Origin of the sequence: Streptomyces sp. NBC_00986 (assembly GCF_045162565.1) — a bacterium.
Classification (GTDB): domain Bacteria; phylum Actinomycetota; class Actinomycetes; order Streptomycetales; family Streptomycetaceae; genus Streptomyces.
This window is the reverse complement of sequence record NZ_CP108733.1, coordinates 6,080,008-6,097,435: the sequence shown is the minus strand read 5'-3', so window position 1 is coordinate 6,097,435 and position 17,428 is coordinate 6,080,008. Positions and strand designations below refer to the sequence as shown.

Here is a 17,428-nt window from a genome sequence, read left to right as displayed (position 1 = left end):
CTCTGTGGACAACTCCGTGCCCTCTCCGAGTGATCCGAGAGGCTTCCGGTCGCGGGGTTCGGCCGCGGCGCGGGTGCGACCGATGATGCCGTGCAGCAGTGAGCGACGTTTCACGTGAAACACGATGCACAGCCGCCGAGGCCGAACTGTCGGCGACACTCCGGCATGCGTAGGTTTGGCAGCTTGTGTGGAGTAAGTCTCGTCGTCAGGACGGATCAGCGACACGCTTCACGCGCTGACACCGCAGTACCTCAAGCGCTGAGACCGACCCGTCCCAGCGCTGATGCAGCCTCAACGACGCCGACGTGTACGGCCCGTACGAGCCGCCTTGGCCCGCTTCGCCGCGAAACGAACCCCGCCGGGGCTCTCTCCGACCTCTACCCGGACCACCGTGGACAGCGGATCGACGATGCCTTCGCCGACATGCAGGATGGACGTCTCCACGGCTCCGAGCTTGCTGAGCACGGTCGCCGCGCTCTTGAGCTCCTCCTCGGCCGTGTCCCCCTTGAGGGCGAGCATCTCGCCGTAGGGACGCAGCAGCGGGATGCCCCAGGTGGCCAGTCGCTCCAGCGGAGCCACCGCCCGGGCCGTCACCACGTGGACCGGCTGCAGTGTGCCCATGACCTCCTCGGCACGCCCGCGCACGACGGTGACGTGGTCGAGGCCCAGGAGTTCGACGACCTCGGTGAGGAAGGTCGTGCGGCGGAGGAGCGGTTCGAGGAGGGTGATCTTGATGTCCTCGCGGACCAGGGCCAGGGGAATGCCCGGGAGGCCGGCGCCGGAGCCGACATCGCAGACCGTCACTCCGTCCGGCACGACCTCCGAAAGGACCGCGCAGTTCAGGAGGTGCCGCTCCCACAGGCGGGGCACCTCACGTGGGCCGATCAGGCCGCGCTGCACACCCGCGTCGGCGAGCAGCTCGGCGTACCGGACCGCATCCTCGAAGCGATCGCCGAACACCTCGCGCGCCTGCTCGGGCGCGGGGGGAAGCTCCGCTGCCTCCGTCACGGGGGACCGTCCTTCCGTACCGCAAAAGCGCATTGGGCGCTGACCACCAGGACCACCAGAACTACAGGACTATCAGGCTGACAAAGTTCGGCCCCGTCTGATCGACAGACGGGGCCGGTGGAACGTCGGGACCGATCAGGCGGGAAGCACGACGACGAAGCGCTGCGGCTCCTCGCCCTCCGACTCGCTGCGCAGTCCCGCGGCCTTGACCGCGTCGTGCACGACCTTGCGCTCGAACGGGGTCATCGGGTTCAGCTTCACCGGCTCGCCGGTGTTCTTCACGTCGGCCGCGGCCTTGGCGCCCAGCTCGGAGAGCTCGGTGCGCTTCTTGGCGCGGTAGCCCGCGATGTCCAGCATCAGCCGACTGCGGTCCCCGGTCTCCCGGTGCACGGCCAGGCGGGTGAGCTCCTGGAGTGCTTCCAGCACCTCACCGTCACGGCCGACGAGCTTCTGGAGGTCGCGGCCGCTGCTGTCGCTGATGATCGAGACAGCGGCGCGGTCGGCCTCGACATCCATGTCGATGTCGCCGTCGAGATCGGCGATGTCCAGCAGACCCTCGAGGTAGTCCGCCGCGATCTCGCCCTCCTGCTCCAGGCGGGACAGGGTGTCTGCACCCTCGGCAGCGGCGGAGGTGGTGCCTTCCGTCACGGGATGGACTCCTTCTTTACTTCTTGGACGGGGACTTGGGCCGCTGCGGACCCTTGCGCTGTCCGGACTGGGCCTTGCTGCGGGTGCCGCCGGCCGGCTTCGGGGCGGGCTTCTTCGCGGCGGTGGCGGGCTTCGCGTCCTCGGGTTCGTCCGACTTGCTCAGCGAGGTCTTCGGCTCGTCGGCGTCGTCGGCCTCGTGCTCGGCGCTGTCGTCGGCCGCCTTCGCGGCGGCGGACTGGCGCTGGGCCTTGGTCTGCCGCTTGGGCTGCTGACGCCTGGGAGTGGCCGGGGTCGTAGTCGTACCGTCCTCGGACTCCACAGCCGCGCTCTCACCCTTCACCACAGTGCCGTCCGGCTGGGCCGCGAGGCCCACCTTCGTGAGGCTGTTGATGAACTTGCGCTCGAACTCGTTGCGGTCACGGCCCTTGGAGACGATCGCCTTGACGATGGCCTTCTCGCCCCGGCTGCGGGTCTTCTCGTGGTGCGTGACGTGCTTGGTGAGGCGCTCCAGGTAAGCGGCCTGGGCCTTGGAACCCGGGGTCGGGTTGTTGTGGATGACGTACATCTGCTGACCCATGGTCCACACGTTGGTGGTCAGCCAGTAGACGAGGACACCGACGGGGAAGTTGATGCCGAAGATGGCGAACATGACGGGGAAGACGTACATCAGCATCTTCTGCTGCTGCATGAACGGGGTCTTCACCGTGGTGTCGACGTTCTTCGTCATCAGCTGGCGCTGCGTGTAGAACTGCGACGCCGACATCATCACGATCATGACCGCGGTGACGACCCGGACGTCGGTCAGCGTGGCGCCGAGCGCCTCGACCTTGCTGCTGCCGTCCGTGAACTTCGCGGCGAGCGGGGCACCGAAGATGTGCGCCTTACGCGCGCTGGCGAGCAGCGAGTCGTTGATGACGCCGATCGTCGTGCCCGTCGCGATGCCGTTGAGCACGTGGTACAGGGCGAAGAAGAACGGGGACTGCGCCAGGATGGGAAGGCACGAGGAGAGCGGGTTGGTACCCGACTCCTTGTACAGCTTCATCATCTCTTCGGACTGACGCTGCTTGTCGTTCTTGTAGCGTTCCTGGATCTTCTTCATCTCGGGCTGCAGGGTCTGCATGGCCCGGGTCGCCTTGATCTGCTTCACGAAGAGCGGGATCAGACAGATGCGGATCAGGATCACCAGGGACACGATGGACAGGCCCCAGGCCCAGCCCGTGTCGGGACCGAAAACCTTCCCGTACACCGAGTGGAACTGGACGATGACCCAAGAAACGGGTGTCGTGATGAAGCTGAAAAGACTGGCAATCGTGTCCACTAATCATGCTCCTTGGGCATGGGACGGTGTCTCTGCGGCCGGGCTCGAAGGACTCAGCCCTTCAGTGGCCGTTTCGGCGGCGGAGGTCCCGCCCTTGTCTGCGCGCCGTGCGCCCCGCAGCATCTCGTGCCACCGCGGGCGCTTGCGCGGTGGGACATGGTCCACACCGCCGAGCGACCACGGATTGCAGCGCAGGATGCGCCAGGCCGTGAGCGCTGTGCCCTTGATCGCGCCGTGCCGGTCTATGGCCGTGTAGCCGTAGTGGGAGCACGACGGGTAGTACTTGCAGACCGGCCCGAGCAGGGGACTGATCGTCCACTGGTACAGCTTGATCAGCGCCAGTAGTGGGTACTTCATCGCGCGCCCCCTCCCAGCAGCCGCTGAACGGCGGCATCCAGGTCTTGGGCCAGCTGTGCATGGTCGGCGTCGCCCGCTCCGGGCAGCGCTCGTACGACTACCAGGCTACCGGGGGGAAACAGGGCGACTCGCTCGCGCATCAGATGACGGAGTCTGCGCTTCACCTTGTTGCGCACCACGGCGCCGCCCACCGCCTTGCTGACGACGAAACCCGCACGCGTCGGGGGAGCGCTCTCCCCTGGCGCGTGCGGGTCCGTGGCACCGCTACGAAAGTGGACGACGAGAAGCGGGCGGCCGGCCCGGCGACCCCGTCGTACCGCGGTCGCGAAGTCTTCGCGCCGCCTCAGCCGATGCTCGGTAGGCAGCACGACGTCATGACCTGATCGGGATCAGGCGGACAGGCTGGCGCGACCCTTGCCACGACGGTTCGCGAGAATCGCGCGACCGGCACGGGTACGCATCCGCAGGCGGAAGCCGTGGGTCTTGGCACGACGACGGTTGTTCGGCTGGAAGGTGCGCTTGCTCACGAGGGGGCTCCAGAAATAAATCGGTGGTGGCGGGTGCCGTCCTGGCTGTCACCGTGCGCCCACGAGTAGCTCGCAGTTACGCCCGAGTGCACCGCTTCCCGATCACCTCGAAGCGATCTGTGCCCATCGGAGGCAGGCGGCAGCAGCCATCGACAACTCGACCTGGTCACGGTACGCGGGGCTACGCCATCCGGTCAAACCAGCGGTCACGAGGAGACACTATCCACAGGCTGGGGACAACAACTTGAACCGCACCCGTCGCCCTGACTACCGTGGCTGGACTCCGATTCGTTCCTTTGTCCCCCGCCCCACACCTTTTTCCCGAGCGCCCCACCCGATGTAGATCCCGTCCCGTCCGCGAACCACACGTTCGTGGGACCCGTGAGAGAGCGTGCCCTGTGGCTGACGTACCTGCCGATCTTGCCGCAGTGTGGCCACGAGTGCTGGAGCAACTTCTCGGTGAGGGGCGTGGGCAGGGTGTCGAGACCAAGGACGAGCACTGGATCCGGCGCTGCCAACCCCTGGCACTCGTCGCCGACACCGCCTTGCTCGCCGTACCGAACGAATTTGCGAAGGGCGTGCTCGAAGGCCGCCTCGCGCCGATCGTCAGCGAGACGCTGAGCCGCGAGTGCGGCCGGCCCATCCGTATCGCGATCACCGTCGACGACTCCGCCGGCGAGCCCCCCGGCCCGCCGGCACCCCCCGCCCAGCCCCAGCGCCGCTACGAGGAACCCGAGCAGAACCGCGACCCCTACGAGGGCGGCTACGGCCGTCATCGCGCCGAGCCGCTCCCGGGCGGCCCCGGCGACCAGCTGCCCACCGCCCGCCCCGCCTACCCGTCGGAATACCAGCGCCCCGAGCCGGGCGCCTGGCCGCGTCCGTCGCAGGACGACTACGGCTGGCAGCAGCAGCGGCTCGGCTTCCCCGAGCGGGACCCGTACGCGTCGCCGCCTCAGGACCAGTACGGACCGCCGTCCCAGGATCAGTACGGGGCACCCGCGAAGGACAAGTACGGTCCGCCGCAGGACTCGTACCAGTCGCAGCAGGACCAGTACGCGCCGCCGCAGCAGGAGTACCGCCCGCAGTCGATGGAGCGTCCGTCGTACGAGCAGCAGCGCGCCGAGTACGAACAGTCGCGGGCCGAGTACGAGAAGTCCCGGGAGCAGTACAACCAGCGCGACGCGCGCCGCGACCTGTCCGACTCGCACGTGCCGTCCAACTCCGGTCATGTGCACCGCAGCGGTCCGGGGCCGCTGGGCTCGAAGCCCGCGCCGGCGGCCGGCCCGGGTGAGCCGACCGCACGCCTGAACCCGAAGTACCTCTTCGACACGTTCGTCATCGGCGCCTCGAACCGGTTCGCGCACGCGGCCGCGGTCGCCGTCGCCGAGGCGCCCGCGAAGGCGTACAACCCCCTTTTCATCTATGGGGAGTCGGGGCTCGGCAAGACGCACCTGCTGCACGCGATCGGGCACTATGCCCGGAGCCTGTACCCCGGCACGCGCGTGCGGTACGTCAGCTCCGAGGAGTTCACCAACGAGTTCATCAACTCGATCCGCGACGGCAAGGGCGACAGCTTCCGCAAGCGGTACCGCGAGATGGACATCCTTCTTGTCGACGACATCCAGTTCCTCGCGGACAAGGAGTCGACGCAGGAGGAGTTCTTCCACACGTTCAACACGCTCCACAACGCGAACAAGCAGATCGTGCTCTCCAGCGACCGGCCGCCCAAGCAGCTGGTCACGCTGGAGGACCGGCTGCGGAACCGTTTCGAGTGGGGACTGATCACCGACGTCCAACCGCCCGAGCTGGAGACCCGTATCGCCATCCTTCGTAAGAAGGCGGTGCAGGAGCAGCTCAACGCCCCGCCGGAGGTCCTGGAGTTCATCGCCTCCCGCATCTCGCGGAACATCCGCGAGCTGGAGGGGGCGCTGATCCGGGTGACGGCGTTCGCGTCGCTCAACCGGCAGCCGGTGGACCTCGGTCTCACCGAGATCGTCCTCAAGGACCTGATCCCGGGCGGCGAGGACTCCACACCGGAGATCACCGCGACGGCGATCATGGGAGCGACCGCCGACTACTTCGGCATCACGGTCGAGGACCTGTGCGGCAGTTCACGCGGCCGCCAGCTGGTCACGGCCCGGCAGATCGCCATGTACGTGTGCCGCGAACTGACCGACCTCTCCCTGCCGAAGATCGGCGCGCAGTTCGGCGGCCGCGACCACACGACGGTCATGCACGCCGACCGCAAGATTCGCGCCCTCATGGCCGAGCGCCGCTCGATCTACAACCAGGTCACCGAACTGACCAACCGCATCAAGAACGGCTGACAGCCGGGGAGTTACGACACCAGAGCTACGGCACCGAGGGCGCCCCGGGATCTTTCCCGGGGCGCCTTTTGCCGTGCCGGGAGGCGGTCGGGACGGGGCGCTGAGACGACGCCGGGAGGCGCTTCGGCGGGCGCCGGAAGAGGGCGGAAAGAGGTGGACGGGAGCGCCGCAGGGGCGCCGGGGGCCGCGCCGAGAGAGGCATCCCGGAGGAGGCGGGCGGAGGTGTCAGTGGCGTCCGATGACGATCCACGGACGTTTCCGGACCCGCTTCGGAGCCTCTTCGAAGCCGTTCCCGAGGGTTACGGAGCCGCCCTGAAGCCCCTCCGAAGCGGTCCGCAGCTGATTCTCAGCCCGCCCGAAGCACGTTCGGAGCGCATCCAGAGCCGATCCGGCAGACGCTCGCCGTCGTTTCAAACCCACGGACCGAACCCCCGCTGTTCGAATACCCGCCGGGTTACGGCCGTCCTCCACAGATTCGGTGACTTTCTTCCGTCCACACCCTGGGGACTGTGAAGTTGTCCAGATCGTGTCCACAGGCGTCGCGGGTGAGGGACCATCAGACCAGGTCAAGTGCTTGTGGATTCGTGGACAAAAGATATCCACAGGCTGTGGAGAGACTCTTGATCCCCAGCCTGTGGATCAAGTTGTCCACCGACAACCCACAGGCCGGGGCCGGTTGTCCCCAGCGATCTCCAGCTTCTCCACACCGCTGTCCACTGTTCGGCAACGCAACGCGCCATCTCACCGTGTCGAGTGAAAGGCGTCACACGAAGGTGCCGGGTTGGGCTGTGGGAAAGGCGGGTAAAGCTGGGGACGGCGCTGGGGAGAAGTGGCCCTCGGCTGTGCATGGGGTGTGCAGAACTTTCCGTTCTCCACAGAAACCCGAAGTTGTCCACCGCCGTCGCCCACAGGGTCGGTGGACAAAATTCCCGCCCTGACCTGCGAAAACGCGGTTATCCACGGTATCCACAGCCCCTACTACTACTAGCAACTAGAGAGAGCTGGGAAACCGTTTCGAAGCGGGGCCTGTGCACAACTCGCGCTTCGTCGCCCGACAGCCCCTCGTCACGACTTGACCCCGATAGGCACCTACTGTCAGTGCCGTGCGTCAGACTGTTCCCCGATGTCCTTCCCCTCACAGGGACCGACGACACCGAGACAGACGACGAAGCCAGGCAGGCCGAGAAGCGCCGGCAACAGCAGGAGGCGGCAACAGTGAAGATCCGGGTGGAACGCGACGTACTCGCGGAGGCAGTGGCCTGGGCGGCACGCAGCCTCCCGGCCCGTCCGCCGGCGCCGGTCCTCGCCGGCCTCCTGCTGAAGTCCGAGGAGGGACAGCTGAGCCTGTCCAGCTTCGACTACGAGGTCTCCGCGCGCGTGTCGGTCGACGCGGAGGTCGAGGAGGAGGGCACGGTCCTCGTCTCCGGCCGACTGCTCGCCGACATCTGCCGCGCCCTCCCCAACCGGCCGGTGGAGATTTCCACAGACGGTGTACGGGCGACGGTGGTCTGCGGCTCCTCCCGCTTCACGCTGCACACACTGCCTGTGGAGGAGTACCCGGCGCTGCCGCAGATGCCGGGCGCGACCGGCACCGTCCCCGGTGAGGTGTTCGCCTCGGCGGCCGCCCAGGTGGCCATCGCCGCCGGCCGTGACGACACGCTGCCCGTCCTCACCGGTGTGCGCATCGAGATCGAGGGCGACACGGTGACGCTGGCGTCCACCGACCGCTACCGCTTCGCGGTCCGTGAGTTCCTGTGGAAGCCGGAGAACCCGGAGGCGTCCGCGGTCGCCCTGGTGCCCGCCAAGACGCTCCTGGACACCGCCAAGGCCCTCACGAGCGGCGACAGCGTCATCCTGGCGCTGTCCGGCTCGGGCGCGGGAGAAGGCCTCATCGGCTTCGAGGGCGCCGGCCGTCGTACGACGACCCGCCTCCTGGAGGGCGACCTCCCGAAGTACCGCTCGCTGTTCCCGACGGAGTTCAACTCCATCGCCGTGATCGAGACCGCCCCCTTCGTGGAGGCCGTCAAGCGTGTGGCCCTGGTCGCCGAGCGCAACACCCCGGTGCGGCTGAGCTTCGAGCAGGGTGTGCTGATCCTGGAGGCCGGTTCCAGCGACGACGCACAGGCTGTGGAGCGCGTCGACGCCAACCTTGAGGGCGACGACGTGTCGATCGCCTTCAACCCGACGTTCCTGCTGGACGGCCTGAGCGCCATCGACTCCCCGGTGGCCCAGCTCTCCTTCACGACGTCCACCAAGCCGGCGCTGCTCAGCGGCAAGCCGGCCCTGGACGCCGAGGCGGACGAGGCCTACAAGTACCTGATCATGCCGGTCCGCCTCAGCGGCTGATCCTGCACCGACGAGAACACCGCAGGTCGGGGCATACGGCTCGGTACTTCTGAGCGCGTATGCCCACAGGTGTGCATGACCGTCCGGGTCTAGGCTCGGACACAGGTACGCAAGTGCCTTCATGCCACGTCGCACCCTAAGGAACAACTGATGGAGCTCGGTCTCGTCGGCCTCGGCAAGATGGGCGGCAACATGCGTGAGCGCATCCGCCGCGCAGGCCACACCGTCATCGGATACGACCGCAACCCGGACCTCGCCGATGTCCACAGCCTGGGAGAGCTTGTGGGCAAGCTCAAGGGCCCGCGCGTGGTGTGGGTGGTGGTCCCGGCCGGTGCCCCGACCCAGGCGACCGTCGACGAGCTGGCCGGCCTCCTGGAGCCCGGTGACGTCGTCGTGGACGGCGGCAACTCCCGCTGGACGGACGACGAGAAGCACGCCGAGGAGCTCGGGGCCAAGGGCATCGGCTTCGTCGACGCGGGCGTCTCAGGCGGCGTCTGGGGCCTCCAGAACGGCTACGCGCTGATGGTCGGCGGCGCCGCCGAGAACATCGCCAAGGTCCAGCCCGTCTTCGACGCCCTCAAGCCCGAGGGCGAGTTCGGCTTCGTCCACGCCGGCAAGGTCGGCGCGGGCCACTTCTCGAAGATGGTCCACAACGGCATCGAGTACGCCATGATGCAGGCCTATGCCGAGGGCTGGGAGCTGCTGGAGAAGGTCGACTCGGTGACGGACGTCCGCGAGGTCTTCCGCTCCTGGCAGGAGGGCACGGTCATCCGTTCCTGGCTGCTCGACCTGGCCGTCAACGCCCTTGACGGCGACGAGCACTTGGACAAGCTCAAGGGCTACGCCGAGGACTCCGGCGAGGGCCGCTGGACCGTCGAGGCGGCCATCGACAACGCCGTGCCGCTGCCCGCGATCACGGCCTCCCTCTTCGCGCGGTTCGCGTCGCGCCAGGAGGACTCGCCGCAGATGAAGATGATCGCCGCTCTGCGCAACCAGTTCGGCGGCCACGCGGTAGAGACGAAGTAGCCCACAACGACGAAGTAATCCACAGATCCGCAGATCCACGGGCCCCGGCCTGTGGATCCACAACCTGGGGGAGGTCGGCGAACGACCATGCACGTCACGCATCTGTCGCTGGCCGACTTCCGCTCCTACGCCGGGGTCGACGTCCCGCTCGACCCCGGCGTCACCGCGTTCGTGGGCCCCAACGGGCAGGGCAAGACCAACCTCGTCGAGGCGATCGGCTATCTCGCCACCCTGGGCAGTCACCGCGTCTCCTCCGACGCCCCCCTCGTCCGCATGGGCGCCGAGCGGGCGATCATCCGGGCGCAGGTCAGGCAGGGCGAGCGGCAGCAGCTGGTCGAGCTGGAGCTGAACCCCGGCCGCGCCAACCGCGCCCGCATCAACCGGTCCTCGCAGGTCAGGCCCCGTGACGTGCTGGGCATCGTACGGACCGTGCTGTTCGCGCCCGAGGATCTCGCCCTGGTGAAGGGCGACCCGGGCGAGCGGCGCCGCTTCCTGGACGAGCTGATCACCGCGCGCTCGCCGCGCATGGCCGGGGTCCGTTCCGACTACGAGCGGGTGCTCAAGCAGCGCAACACCCTGCTGAAATCGGCCGCGTTGGCGCGGCGGCACGGTGGGCGGTCGATGGACCTGTCCACGCTCGACGTGTGGGATCAGCATCTCGCGCGCGTGGGCGCCGAGTTGCTCGCCCAGCGGCTCGATCTGATCGCCGCGGTCCAGCCCCTCGCCGACAAGGCGTACGAGCAACTCGCCCCCGGCGGCGGCCCGGTGGCCCTGGAGTACAAGCCGTCGGCGCCCGGTGAGGCACACACGCGTGAAGACCTCTACGAGCAGTTGATGGCGGCGATCGCGGAGGCACGCAAGCAGGAGATCGAGCGAGGCGTCACCCTCGTAGGACCGCATCGGGACGATTTGGTTCTCAAACTCGGTCCGATGCCCGCAAAGGGGTACGCCTCGCACGGTGAGTCCTGGTCGTACGCGCTGGCGTTGCGGCTCGCGTCGTACGACCTCCTCCGGGGCGAGGGGAATGAGCCGGTGCTCGTCCTCGACGATGTGTTCGCCGAGCTGGACACGCGCCGCCGGGAGCGGCTGGCGGAGCTGGTGGCGCCCGGTGAGCAGGTGCTGGTGACGGCCGCGGTCGACGACGACGTACCGCACGTCCTGGCGGGGACGCGGTACAGCGTGGCGGAGGGAGCGGTGGAGCGCGTATGACGACGGATCAGCCCGCGGGCGGGGAACCCGCGCCCAAGAAGGCCGCCGAGCCCTCCGGCGTCGACCTCGCGCGCGTGGCGTTGCGCGCCGCGAAGGAACAGGCACGCGCGCGTGGGGACGCGGCGCAGCAGAAGAAGCAGGCGCGGCGCGGCGGCCTGCGCTCCGGCGCGCGCGCCGACGGCCGCGACCCGATGGCCCTCGGCGCTGCGATCAACCGGCTGCTGAACGAGCGCGGCTGGGAGACGCCGGCCGCGGTGGGCGGTGTGATGGGCCGCTGGCCGCAGATCGTCGGCGAGGACCTGGCCAACCACTGCGTACCGGAGAAGTACGACGAGGACGAGCGGGTCCTGGTCGTGCGCTGCGACTCGACGGCCTGGGCGACGAACCTGCGCCTCCTCGCCCCGCAGCTGGTGGCCCGGCTGAACGAGGACCTGGGGCACGGCACGGTGAAGCTCCTCAAGGTGAACGGCCCAGCTGGGCCGCCCCGCCGCTACGGTCCCCTGCGCGCTCCCGGCAGCACGGGTCCCGGCGACACCTATGGGTGACTGACATCACAGCGCGGGCTCCGGCGGGTGAACGGACGCGGTTGCGAATACCGACCTGACCCCGGAGTAGCAAAGGGTTGACACCCGGAAGCGCTGAGTGCCTCCGTGAGCCTCTTTGAGCCCCGTTCCGCATATGGGGAGTCGGGAGAGACCGGTTGAGGGCGGCACATGAGGACTCAGGTACCGGCAAACCCCCATCCATGTCGGCGCTACCGGTAGACTGGAAGCAATCCCGCCCCACTTGTGGGACACACACCGAGCAACGCTGACTAAGGCTTACCAACGCAACACGCCGCAGCCGCTCCGGCCAACCGCCGGGAGCCTGGCTTGTGCTGTGCCAGAAAGGGCGCTTCGTGGCCGATTCCGGCAACCCCAACGAGAACATCCCGTCCACCGACGCCGGCGCCAACGGCGGGGCTCACACCTCGAACGGCGAGGTCACCGCCTCGTACGACGCCAGCGCCATCACCGTCCTCGAGGGTCTGGACGCGGTCCGCAAGCGACCCGGTATGTACATCGGCTCGACCGGCGAGCGCGGCCTGCACCACCTCGTGCAGGAAGTCGTCGACAACTCCGTCGACGAGGCGCTGGCCGGGCACGCGGACACGATCGACGTCACGATCCTTCACGACGGCGGCGTCCGCGTCATCGACAACGGCCGAGGCATCCCGGTGGGCATCGTCCCGTCCGAGGGCAAGCCGGCCGTCGAGGTCGTGCTGACGGTGCTGCACGCGGGCGGCAAGTTCGGGGGCGGCGGTTACGCGGTCTCCGGCGGTCTGCACGGCGTGGGCGTGTCCGTGGTGAACGCGCTGTCCAGCAAGGTCGCCGTCGAGGTCAGGACCGACGGATACCGCTGGACGCAGGACTACAAGCTGGGCGTTCCGACCGCCCCGCTCGCGCAGCACGAGGCCACGAGCGAGACCGGCACCTCGGTCACCTTCTGGGCCGACCCGGACATCTTCGAGACCACCGAGTACTCCTTCGAGACGCTGTCGCGGCGCTTCCAGGAGATGGCGTTCCTCAACAAGGGTTTGACGATCAAACTCACTGACGAGCGCGAGCTGGCGAAGGCCACGGCCGGTGCCGACGAGGCGGGTGCGGACGAGAAGGACGACGTCAAGACCGTCACGTACCACTACGAGGGCGGCATCGTCGACTACGTGACGTACCTCAACTCCCGCAAGGGGGACGTGGTGCACCCGACCGTCATCGACCTGGAGGCGGAGGACAAGGACAAGAGCCTGTCCCTCGAGGTCGCGATGCAGTGGAACAGTGGTTACAGCGAGGGTGTCTACTCCTTCGCCAACATCATCCACACGCATGAGGGCGGCACGCACGAAGAGGGCTTCCGGGCCGCGCTGACGTCGCTGATCAACAAGTACGCGCGCGACAAGAAGCTGCTCCGCGAGAAGGACGACAACCTCACGGGTGACGACATCCGCGAGGGTCTGACCGCGATCATCTCGGTGAAGCTGGCCGAGCCGCAGTTCGAGGGCCAGACCAAGACCAAGCTCGGCAACACCGAAGCGAAGACCTTCGTACAGAAGGCGGTCTACGAGCACCTCAACGACTGGCTCGACCGCAACCCGAACGAGGCCTCGGACATCATCCGCAAGGGCATCCAGGCGGCCACCGCGCGCGTGGCGGCCCGCAAGGCCCGTGACCTCACCCGTCGCAAGGGTCTGCTGGAGACGGCTTCGCTGCCGGGCAAGCTGTCCGACTGCCAGTCGAACGACCCCACCAAGTGCGAGATCTTCATCGTCGAGGGTGACTCCGCCGGCGGCTCGGCCAAGTCCGGCCGGAACCCGCAGTACCAGGCGATCCTCCCGATCCGGGGAAAGATCCTCAACGTCGAGAAGGCCAGGATCGACAAGATCCTGCAGAACCAGGAGATCCAGGCACTGATCTCCGCCTTCGGCACCGGAGTCCACGAGGACTTCGACATCGCCAGGCTGCGCTATCACAAGATCATCCTGATGGCGGACGCCGACGTCGACGGTCAGCACATCAGCACCCTGCTGCTGACCTTCCTGTTCCGCTTCATGCGGCCGCTGGTCGAGGCCGGGCACGTGTTCCTGTCCCGTCCCCCGCTGTACAAGATCAAGTGGGGCCGTGACGACTTCGAGTACGCGTACTCGGACCGCGAGCGCGACGCCCTGATCGAGCTGGGCCGGCAGAGCGGCAAGCGCATCAAGGAAGACTCGATCCAGCGCTTCAAGGGTCTCGGCGAGATGAACGCCGAGGAGCTGCGCATCACCACGATGGACCAGGAGCACCGCGTCCTCGGCCAGGTCACCCTGGACGACGCCGCGCAGGCCGACGACCTGTTCTCGGTCCTCATGGGCGAGGACGTCGAGGCGCGCCGCCAGTTCATCCAGCGCAACGCCAAGGACGTCCGCTTCCTCGACATCTGAGTCGGTCTCAGCTGACCGCATCAGGAAGGATCTTCACCAGCAATGGCCGACGAGAACACTCCCAGTACGCCTGAAGAGGGCGTCATCGCCCAGCGCGTCGAGCCCGTCGGGCTCGAGACGGAGATGCAGCGCTCGTACCTCGACTACGCGATGTCCGTCATCGTGTCGCGAGCCCTGCCCGACGTCCGTGACGGCCTCAAGCCCGTCCACCGCCGCGTCCTGTACGCCATGTACGACGGCGGCTACCGGCCCGAGAAGGGCTTCTACAAGTGCGCCCGTGTCGTCGGCGACGTCATGGGCAACTACCACCCGCACGGCGACTCCTCGATCTACGACGCGCTGGTCCGCCTCGCGCAGCCGTGGTCGATGCGGATGCCGCTGGTGGACTCCAACGGCAACTTCGGCTCTCCGGGCAACGACCCCGCCGCCGCCATGCGCTACACCGAGTGCAAGCTGGCGCCGCTGTCCATGGAGATGGTCCGTGACATCGACGAGGAGACCGTCGACTTCACGGACAACTACGACGGCCGCTCCCAGGAGCCGACCGTCCTGCCGGCCCGCTTCCCGAACCTGCTGATCAACGGCTCGGCGGGCATCGCGGTCGGGATGGCCACCAACATCCCGCCGCACAACCTCCGTGAGGTCGCGGCGGGCGCCCAGTGGTGCCTGGAGAACCCCGAGGCCTCGCACGAGGAGCTGCTGGACGCGCTGATCGAGCGCATCAAGGGCCCCGACTTCCCGACCGGCGCGCTCGTCGTCGGCCGCAAGGGCATCGAGGAGGCGTACCGCACCGGACGCGGCTCGATCACCATGCGCGCGGTCGTCGAGGTCGAGGAGATCCAGAACCGCCAGTGCCTGGTGGTCACCGAACTCCCCTACCAGACCAACCCCGACAACCTCGCGCAGAAGATCGCCGACCTGGTGAAGGACGGCAAGGTCGGCGGCATCGCGGACGTCCGCGACGAGACGTCGTCCCGTACCGGCCAGCGCCTCGTCATCGTCCTGAAGAGGGACGCGGTCGCCAAGGTCGTACTGAACAACCTCTACAAGCACACGGACCTTCAGTCGAACTTCAGCGCCAACATGCTGGCCCTGGTCGACGGTGTGCCGCGCACGCTCTCGCTCGACGCGTTCATCCGGCACTGGGTGGCGCACCAGATCGAGGTCATCGTCCGCCGGACGAAGTTCCGGCTGCGCAAGGCCGAGGAGCGGGCGCACATCCTGCGCGGCCTCCTGAAGGCCCTGGACGCCATCGACGAGGTCATCGCGCTGATCCGGCGCAGCGACACCGTCGACATCGCGCGCACGGGCCTGATGGGCCTCCTGGAGATCGACGAGATCCAGGCGAACGCCATTCTGGAGATGCAGCTCCGCCGACTGGCCGCCCTGGAGCGTCAGAAGATCATCCAGGAGCACGACGAACTCCAGGCGAAGATCACCGAGTACAACGCGATCCTCGCCTCCCCGGTCCGCCAGCGCGGCATCGTCAGCGAGGAACTCGCCGCGATCGTCGAGAAGTTCGGCGACGACCGCAAGACGATGCTGGTGCCCTTCGACGGCGACATGTCCATGGAGGACCTGATCGCCGAAGAGGACATCGTCGTCACCATCTCGCGCGGCGGCTACGTCAAGCGCACCAAGGCGGACGACTACCGCTCCCAGAAGCGCGGCGGCAAGGGCGTACGCGGCACGAAGCTCAAGGAAGACGACATCGTCGACCACTTCTTCGTGTCGACGACCCACCACTGGCTGCTGTTCTTCACCAACAAGGGCCGCGTCTACCGCGCGAAGGCGTACGAACTCCCCGACGCCGGACGGGACGCGCGTGGGCAGCACGTGGCGAACCTGCTGGCCTTCCAGCCGGACGAGGCGATCGCGGAGATCCTCGCGATCCGCGACTACGAAGCGGCGCCCTACCTGGTCCTCGCCACCAAGGGAGGCTTGGTGAAGAAGACGCCTCTGAAGGATTACGATTCGCCTCGCTCCGGCGGTGTCATCGCGATCAACCTCCGTGAGACGGAGGACGGTTCCGACGACGAACTGATCGGCGCCGAACTCGTCTCGTCCGAGGACGATCTGCTGCTGATCAGCAAGAAGGCACAGTCGATCCGGTTCACCGCCACGGACGACGCGCTGCGCCCCATGGGGCGTGCCACCTCCGGTGTCAAGGGCATGAGTTTCCGCGAGGGCGACCAACTTCTCTCGATGAATGTTGTTCGACCCGGTACGTTCGTGTTCACTGCCACAGACGGCGGGTACGCGAAGCGGACCGCCGTCGACGAGTACCGCGTCCAGGGTCGCGGCGGCCTGGGTATCAAGGCCGCCAAGATCGTCGAGGACCGCGGTTCTCTCGTCGGCGCGCTGGTGGTCGAGGAGACCGACGAGATCCTCGCCATCACGCTGTCCGGCGGTGTGATTCGTACGCGAGTCAACGAGGTCAGGGAGACGGGCCGTGACACCATGGGCGTCCAACTGATCAACCTGGGCAAGCGCGATGCCGTCGTCGGTATCGCTCGTAACGCCGAGGCGGGACCCGAGGCGGAGGAAGTCGTCGGCGACGATGCCGGCGACGAGACCACCGAGGGTGTCGCGACCACCGGCACGGACGAGGGTGACGCACCCTCGGACGAGTAGCACGAGGAGAGAGTCATCGTGAGCGGAGCCACGGGCGCCGGATCGACCGGTACGGACACGGACGGCGGCGGCCGTGGCTCCGCCGCGAACGCGACAGATCCGCACACGACCCAACTGCGTGCGATCGACGTGAAGAAGACGGACGCGCACTCGCCCGACTCGCATGGATCCCAGGGGGGAACTGTGACGGACACCCGAGGTCCGCAGACCCAGCAGCAGTCCGCTGGGGCGGGCCCGGCCGCGCCGGGCGCCAAGGCTCCGGCCCAGGGCCAGGCGCCGGCCCAGCCCGCCGCACCGGCCGCGCCTCCCGGTTCCCCCTTGCCGGGCGAGCGTCAGCCGCAGCAGGCCGCAGGGCCGTACCACCCGCCGCAGGCCTATCCCACGCAGTCGCCCGCCGCCCAGAGCGGTGCCGTACGGCGGCCGCGTACGGGCGCGCGTACCGCGCCGCGCACCCGTAAGGCGCGGCTGCGGGTGGCCAAGGCCGACCCGTGGTCGGTGATGAAGGTCAGCTTCCTGCTCTCCATCGCGCTGGGCATCTGCACGGTCGTGGCGTCCGCGGTGCTGTGGATGGTCATGGACGCGATGGGGGTCTTCTCGACGGTCGGCGGCACGATCTCGGAGGCGACCGGCTCGAACGAGTCGAACGGCTTCGACCTGCAGTCCTTCCTGTCCCTCCCGCACGTCCTGACGTTCTCGGGGATCATCGCGGTCATCGACGTCGTCCTGGCCACGGCCCTCGCGACGCTCGGCGCGTTCATCTACAACCTCTCCGCCGGCTTCGTCGGCGGCATCGAGCTGACGCTCGCCGAGGACGAGTGAGAGTCGGGTGAACGGGGGTTGAAACCTCCCCGGGCGGTCCTGTGACTATCGATTTTGGGACTGCCCATGTCGTGCGCTAATCTTCAGGAGTCAGCGCGCGGGACACACTCCGCAGAGCGCGGCGGGGCTATAGCTCAGTTGGTTAGAGCGCATCCCTGATAAGGATGAGGCCACAGGTTCAAATCCTGTTAGCCCCACCAGCCAGAAGACCCCCAGCCGATCAGGCTGGGGGTCTTTTGACACCACCGGT

The 17,428-nt window shown here is 67.8% G+C and carries 14 protein-coding genes and 1 tRNA gene; 9 read left to right on the top strand and 6 right to left on the bottom strand.

Translation table 11 applies throughout. The features are described from left to right. Positions 1-291 precede the first annotated feature (291 nt). The 6 genes from rsmG to rpmH form a co-directional block, all read right to left on the bottom strand. Positions 292-1,008, bottom strand: coding sequence for a 16S rRNA (guanine(527)-N(7))-methyltransferase RsmG (gene rsmG, locus OG504_RS27110; RefSeq protein WP_033285735.1), 717 nt, complete (start codon positions 1,006-1,008; stop codon positions 292-294). A 135-nt stretch (positions 1,009-1,143) separates the two neighbouring features. Further along, positions 1,144-1,656: a R3H domain-containing nucleic acid-binding protein gene (locus OG504_RS27105; RefSeq protein WP_019055151.1), complete on the bottom strand. Its 513-nt coding sequence runs from the start codon at positions 1,654-1,656 to the stop codon at positions 1,144-1,146. A gap of 16 nt (positions 1,657-1,672) precedes the next feature. Beyond that, on the bottom strand, positions 1,673-2,974 hold the full coding sequence (yidC, locus tag OG504_RS27100) for a membrane protein insertase YidC (protein ID WP_405992156.1): 1,302 nt from the start codon (positions 2,972-2,974) through the stop codon (positions 1,673-1,675). 3 nt (positions 2,975-2,977) lie between these two features. Beyond that, the gene (yidD, locus tag OG504_RS27095; RefSeq protein ID WP_019073355.1) at positions 2,978-3,331 is read right to left on the bottom strand and encodes a membrane protein insertion efficiency factor YidD; all 354 of its coding nucleotides are present in this window, start codon (positions 3,329-3,331) and stop codon (positions 2,978-2,980) included. Continuing rightward, on the bottom strand, positions 3,328-3,699 hold the full coding sequence (gene rnpA / locus OG504_RS27090) for a ribonuclease P protein component (RefSeq protein WP_078532680.1): 372 nt from the start codon (positions 3,697-3,699) through the stop codon (positions 3,328-3,330). Before rnpA ends, yidD begins: the two co-directional genes overlap by 4 nt. Before the next feature lie 21 nt (positions 3,700-3,720). Next, entirely contained in the window at positions 3,721-3,858 is a 138-nt protein-coding gene (gene rpmH / locus OG504_RS27085; RefSeq protein WP_006381191.1) for a 50S ribosomal protein L34, read from the bottom strand. Positions 3,859-4,256: 398 nt separating this feature from the next. Between rpmH and dnaA the strand changes: the two genes are divergently transcribed. The 9 genes from dnaA (at position 4,257) to OG504_RS27040 (ending at position 17,378) form a co-directional block, all read left to right on the top strand. Continuing rightward, the gene (gene dnaA, locus OG504_RS27080) at positions 4,257-6,185 is read left to right on the top strand and encodes a chromosomal replication initiator protein DnaA (RefSeq protein WP_405992155.1); all 1,929 of its coding nucleotides are present in this window, start codon (positions 4,257-4,259) and stop codon (positions 6,183-6,185) included. Between the two features lie 1,215 nt (positions 6,186-7,400). Then, positions 7,401-8,531 carry a DNA polymerase III subunit beta gene (gene dnaN / locus OG504_RS27075; protein ID WP_019073352.1) on the top strand — a complete coding sequence of 377 codons (1,131 nt, stop codon included), beginning with the start codon at positions 7,401-7,403 and terminating at the stop codon, positions 8,529-8,531. A gap of 150 nt (positions 8,532-8,681) precedes the next feature. Further along, entirely contained in the window at positions 8,682-9,557 is an 876-nt protein-coding gene (gnd, locus tag OG504_RS27070; RefSeq protein WP_405992154.1) for a phosphogluconate dehydrogenase (NAD(+)-dependent, decarboxylating), read from the top strand. An 87-nt stretch (positions 9,558-9,644) separates the two neighbouring features. Further along, positions 9,645-10,766, top strand: coding sequence for a DNA replication/repair protein RecF (gene recF / locus OG504_RS27065; protein WP_405992153.1), 1,122 nt, complete (start codon positions 9,645-9,647; stop codon positions 10,764-10,766). Then, complete coding sequence (locus tag OG504_RS27060) at positions 10,763-11,311, top strand: DUF721 domain-containing protein (protein WP_405992152.1); 549 nt, start codon at positions 10,763-10,765, stop codon at positions 11,309-11,311. Before recF ends, OG504_RS27060 begins: the two co-directional genes overlap by 4 nt. 353 nt (positions 11,312-11,664) lie before the next feature. Continuing rightward, positions 11,665-13,725: a DNA topoisomerase (ATP-hydrolyzing) subunit B gene (gene gyrB, locus OG504_RS27055; protein WP_405992151.1), complete on the top strand. Its 2,061-nt coding sequence runs from the start codon at positions 11,665-11,667 to the stop codon at positions 13,723-13,725. Between the two features lie 42 nt (positions 13,726-13,767). Continuing rightward, complete coding sequence (gene gyrA / locus OG504_RS27050) at positions 13,768-16,359, top strand: DNA gyrase subunit A (RefSeq protein ID WP_405992150.1); 2,592 nt, start codon at positions 13,768-13,770, stop codon at positions 16,357-16,359. A gap of 18 nt (positions 16,360-16,377) precedes the next feature. After that, complete coding sequence (locus tag OG504_RS27045) at positions 16,378-17,178, top strand: DUF3566 domain-containing protein (RefSeq protein WP_405992149.1); 801 nt, start codon at positions 16,378-16,380, stop codon at positions 17,176-17,178. A gap of 123 nt (positions 17,179-17,301) precedes the next feature. Further along, positions 17,302-17,378 (top strand) — tRNA-Ile (locus OG504_RS27040). Positions 17,379-17,428 lie beyond the last annotated feature (50 nt).